1 protein-coding gene is annotated in these 5,919 nt (G+C 59.7%); it reads right to left on the bottom strand.

Annotation, left to right across the window (positions count from 1 at the left end):
* A partial coding sequence (locus OO258_RS27180; RefSeq protein ID WP_323054390.1) for an immunoglobulin-like domain-containing protein occupies window positions 1–5,919 on the bottom strand: 5,919 nt, incomplete at both ends.

Raw genomic sequence — 5,919 nt, forward strand, 5'->3', positions numbered from 1 at the left:
TTTCGAACTTGCCGACGTCATCGCCGCTCACCGAGGCGATCGACTTGATCACCGCCGGGTTACTGCCGACGTAGACGTTGTCCGGAGCGGTGACGGTAGCAGTCCCTACGGTGCTGTTGGCCGGCACAGTGATGACGGTGGTGCCGTCGCTCAAGGTGAAGGTCAGCGCCGCGTGCTTGTCGATCGGCAGGCCGTCTTTGTTGGTCAGGGTCACGGTGTAAGTGATCGCGCCACCCTCAGTTACAGAAGGGGTGGCCGTCAGCTTGGCCACCACTTCGTCGGTGGTGTCGGTCACGGTGACCTTGGCCGCATCGCCCAACTGCAGGTTCTCGAAGGTGCGGTTGCCGATGTCGGCCGCCGACTTGATACCCAGGCTGATTTCACCGGCGTCTTTGTAGACGTCGTCGCCCTGTGCTGCGTGCTCGTAAGGCGCGCTGGTGTCACCGGCTTTGATGGTCACCTTGGCATCGTTGCTCAAGGTCACGACCAAATCGTGGTCCAGCGGCTGGTTGATGTGCACGGTGAAGGTCGGTTTGACGTTCTCGGCTACCGAGCTCTGGTCGGCCGTGATGGTGACCTTGACCAGGTCGCCTTCGTTGCCGCCGCCTGGATTGCTCGGGGTACCTGGGGTGCCCGGCTCGTCGGTGACAGTGGTGCTGACTTCAGTTTTATCCAGAGTCAGGTTTTCGAACTTGCCGACATCAGCACCATCGACGCTGGCGATCGACTTCACGACTGGGTCGTTCGCGCCAGCGTAAACGTTGTCCGGGGCAGTGACGGTGATCGAACCGGTAGTGCCGTTAGCCGGCACGGTGATGACAGTTTTACCGTCGCTCAGCGTGAAGGTCAGGGCCGAGTGGTTGTTGATCGGCAGGCCGTCTTTGTTGGTCAGGGTGATGGTGTAGGTGATCTCACCACCTTCGGTCACCGAAGGGGTTGCAGTCAGCTTGGCCACGACTTCGTCGGTGGTGTCGGTGACTTCAACCTTGGCTGCGCCGCCCAACTCCAGGTTCTCGAAGGTACGGCCATCGATATCCACAGCCGACTTGATACCCAGGCTGACTTCACCGGCATCCTTGTAGACGTCGTCGCCCTGCGCTACGTGCTCGTACGGCGCGCTGGTGTCGCCGGCTTTGATGGTCACCTTGGCATCGTTGCTCAGGGTCACGACCAGGTCGTGGTCCAGCGGCTGGTTGATGTGCACGGTGAAGGTCGGTTTGACGTTCTCGGCTACCGAGGTCTGGTCGGCAGTGATGGTGACCTTGACCAGGTCGCCTTCGTTGCCACCGCCTGGGTTGCTCGGGGTACCTGGGGTGCCCGGCTCGTCGGTGACAGTGGTGCTGACTTCAGTTTTATCCAGAGTCAGGTTTTCGAACTTGCCAACATCAGCACCATCGACGCTGGCGATCGACTTCACGACTGGGTCGTTCGCGCCAGCGTAAACGTTGTCCGGGGCAGTGACGGTGATCGAACCGGTAGTGCCGTTAGCCGGCACGGTGATGACAGTTTTACCGTCGCTCAGCGTGAAGGTCAGGGCCGAGTGGTTGTTGATCGGCAGGCCGTCTTTGTTGGTCAGGGTGATGGTGTAGGTGATCTCACCACCTTCGGTCACCGAAGGGGTTGCAGTCAGCTTGGCCACGACTTCGTCGGTGGTGTCGGTGACTTCAACCTTGGCTGCGCCGCCCAACTCCAGGTTCTCGAAGGTACGGCCATCGATATCCACAGCCGACTTGATACCCAGGCTGACTTCACCGGCATCCTTGTAGACGTCGTCGCCCTGCGCTACGTGCTCGTACGGCGCGCTGGTGTCGCCGGCTTTGATGGTCACCTTGGCATCGTTGCTCAGGGTCACGACCAGGTCGTGGTCCAGTGGCTGGTTGATGTGCACGGTGAAGGTCGGTTTGACGTTCTCGGCTACCGAGGTCTGGTCGGCAGTGATGGTGACCTTGACCAGGTCGCCTTCGTTGCCGCCACCTGGGTTGCTCGGGGTACCTGGGGTGCCCGGCTCGTCGGTGACAGTGGTGCTGACCTGGGTTTTGTCCAGGGTCAGGTTTTCGAACTTGCCAACATCAGCACCATCGACGCTGGCGATCGACTTCACGACTGGGTCGTTCGCGCCAGCGTAAACGTTGTCCGGCGCGGTGACAGTGATGCTGCCAGTAGTGCCGTTCGCCGGTACGGTGATGACAGTTTTACCGTCGCTCAGCGTGAAGGTCAGGGCCGAGTGGTTGTTGATCGGCAGGCCGTCTTTGTTGGTCAGGGTGATGGTGTAGGTGATTTCGCCACCTTCCGTCACCGACTCAGAGGCCGTCAGTTTGGCCACGACTTCGTCAGTGGTGTCAGTGACTTCCACCTTCGCCGCGCCGCCAAGCTCCAGGTTTTCGAAGGTACGACCATCGATATCCACAGCGGACTTGATACCCAGGCTGACTTCACCGGCATCTTTATAGACGTCGTCGCCCTGGGCAGCGTGCTCGTACGGCGCACTGGTGTCGCCGGCCTTGATAGTCACCTTGGCATCGTTGCTCAGGGTCACGACCAGGTCGTGATCCAGCGGCTGGTTGATGTGGACGGTGAACGTCGGTTTGACGTTCTCGGCTACCGAGGTCTGGTCGGCCGTGATGGTGACCTTGACCAGGTCGCCTTCGTTGCCGCCGCCTGGGTTGCTCGGGGTACCTGGGGTGCCCGGCTCGTCGGTGACAGTGGTGCTGACCTGGGTTTTGTCCAAGGTCAGTTTCTCGAACTTGCCGACGTCATCGCCGCTCACCGAGGCGATCGAGTTGACCACCGCTGGGTTGCTGCCGACGTATACGTTGTCCGGAGCAGTGACAGTAATGCTGCCAGTAGTGCCGTTGGCCGGCACGGTGATGACAGTTTTACCGTCGCTCAGCGTGAAGGTCAGAGCCGAGTGGTTGTTGATCGGCAAGCCGTCTTTGTTAGTCAGGGTCACGGTGTAGGTGATCTGGCCACCTTCACTGGCGGACTCGGTTGCGGTCAGTTTTGCCACAACTTCGTTGGTGGTGTCCTTGACCTTGACCGACGCATCCCCACCCAGTTGCAGGTTCTCGAAGTCGCGACCGTCGACATCCACAGCCGACTTGATGCCCAAGGTGATTGTGCCGGCATCTTTGTAGACGTCCTCACCTTGTGATGCATGAGTGTACGGCGCGCTGGTTTCACCGGCCTTGATGGTGACCTTGGCATCGTTGCTCAGGGTCACGACCAGGTCGTGATCCAGCACGGTGTTGATCTTGACGGTGAAGGTCGGTTCTTTGTTTTCGTAGACCGACTTCTGGTCGGCCACGATTGTAACCTTGACCAGATCACCCTCGTTACCGGCGCCCGGAGTACCCGAGCCAGGCTCGTCGGTGACCTCGGTGCTGACCTTGGTTTCGTCCAGCGTCAGCTGCTCAAACTTCCAGGCATCAGCGCCGCTGACGTATTTCAGGCTCTGCTCGATCGCAGCGTTCGCACCAGTATAAACATCATCCGGAGCGGTAACGGTGATCGAGCCAGTAGTGCTGTTGGCTGGGACGGTGATGGTCGTCTTGCCGTCGCTCAGGGTGAAGGTCAGTGCCGAGTGATTGTTGATCGGCAAGCCGTCTTTATTGGTCAGGGTCACGGTGTAAGTGATCTGGCCACCTTCGCTGACAGACTCGGTTGCAGTCAGTTTGGCAACAACTTCGTTGATCGTGTCAGTAACCTTGACCGAAGCGTCGTGGCCGAGCTGCAGGTTCTCGAAGGTGCGACCATCGATATCAGCCGCCGACTTGATGCCGAGAGTTATTTCGCCGCTGTCCAGGTAGACGTCTTCGCCCTGTGCCGCATGGACATAAGGGTCACTCGAAGTCTGACCAGCTTTGATGGTGACCTGCGCATCGTTGCTCAGCGTCACGACCAGGTCATGATCCAGTGCCGTATTGATGTGCACTGTGAAGCTCGGTTTGACGTTTTCGGCGACCGAGACTTGATCGGCGGTAATAGTGACCTTGACGATATCGCCCTGATTGTTGTCGCCCGGGACACCCGAGCCTGGCTCGTCAGTGACTTCGGTGCTGACCTTGGTTTCATCCAGCGTCAGCTGCTCAAACTTCCAGGCATCAGCGCCGCTGACGTACTTCAGGCTTTGCTCGACCGGTGCATTCTCGCCGGTATAGACGTTGTCCGGGGCAATAACGGTAACCGAGCCCGTGGTGCCATTGGCCGGCACGGTGATGCTGGTCTTGCCATCGCTCAGGGTAAAGGTCAGTGCCGAGTGATTGTTGATCGGCAAGCCGTCTTTGTTGGTCAGCGTCACGGTGTAGGTGATCTGGCCACCTTCGCTGACAGACTCAGTCGCAGTCAATGTCGCCACGACTTCGCTGACCGTATCGGTAACATCGACCGAGGCGGCACCGCCGAGCTCCAGGTTCTCGAACGGACGCCCGTCAACATCAACTGCCGACTTGATGCCGAGGCTGATTTCGCCGGCATCTTGGTAAACGTCGTCACCCTGCGCTGCATGTTCGTACGGCGCGCTGGTATCGCCGGCCTTGATGGTCACCTTGGCATCGTTGCTCAAGGTCACGACCAGGTCGTGGTCCAGCGGCTGGTTGATGTGCACGGTGAAGGTTGGTTTGACGTTCTCGGCTACCGAGGTCTGGTCGGCCGTGATGGTGACCTTGACCAGGTCACCTTCGTTGCCGCCGCCTGGGTTGCTCGGGGTACCTGGAGTACCCGGCTCGTCGGTGACAGTGGTGCTGACCTGGGTTTTGTCCAGGGTCAGGTTTTCGAACTTGCCGACATCAGCACCATCGACGCTGGCGATCGACTTCACGACTGGGTCGTTCGCACCAGCGTAAACGTTGTCCGGGGCGGTGACGGTGATCGAACCAGTAGTGCCGTTGGCCGGCACGGTGATGACAGTTTTACCGTCGCTCAGCGTGAAGGTCAGGGCCGAGTGGTTGTTGATCGGCAGGCCATCTTTGTTGGTCAGGGTGATGGTGTAAGTGATCTCACCACCTTCGGTCACCGAAGGTGTTGCAGTCAGCTTCGCCACCACTTCGTCAGTGGTATCGGTGACTTCCACCTTCGCCGCGCCGCCAAGCTCCAGGTTTTCGAAGGTACGACCATCGATATCCACAGCGGACTTGATACCCAGGCTGACTTCACCGGCATCTTTATAGACGTCGTCGCCCTGGGCAGCGTGCTCGTACGGCGCACTGGTGTCGCCGGCCTTGATGGTCACCTTGGCATCGTTGCTCAGGGTCACGACCAGGTCGTGATCCAGCGGCTGGTTGATGTGCACGGTGAAGGTCGGTTTGACGTTCTCGGCTACCGAGGTCTGGTCGGCCGTGATGGTGACCTTGACCAGGTCGCCTTCGTTGCCGCCGCCTGGGTTGCTCGGGGTACCTGGGGTGCCCGGCTCGTCGGTGACAGTGGTGCTGACCTGGGTTTTGTCCAGGGTCAGGTTTTCGAACTTGCCGACATCAGCACCATCGACGCTGGCGATCGACTTCACGACTGGGTCGTTCGCGCCAGCGTAAACGTTGTCCGGGGCAGTGACAGTGATGCTGCCAGTAGTGCCGTTGGCCGGCACGGTGATGACGGTCTTGCCGTCGCTCAGCGTGAAGGTCAGAGCCGAGTGGTTGTTGATCGGCAGACCATCTTTGTTGGTCAGGGTGATGGTGTAGGTGATCTCACCACCTTCGGTCACCGAAGGTGTTGCAGTCAGCTTGGCCACGACTTCGTCAGTGGTGTCAGTGACTTCCACCTTCGCCGCGCCGCCCAGCTCCAGGTTCTCGAAGGTACGACCATCGATATCCACAGCCGATTTGACGCCCAGGCTGATTTCACCCGAGTCCTTGTAGACGTCGTCACCCTGCGCTACGTGCTCATACGGCGCGCTGGTGTCACCGGCTTTGATGGTCACCTTGGCAT

Source organism: Pseudomonas sp. DCB_BI (genome assembly GCF_026240995.1).
Taxonomy (GTDB): Bacteria; Pseudomonadota; Gammaproteobacteria; order Pseudomonadales; family Pseudomonadaceae; genus Aquipseudomonas.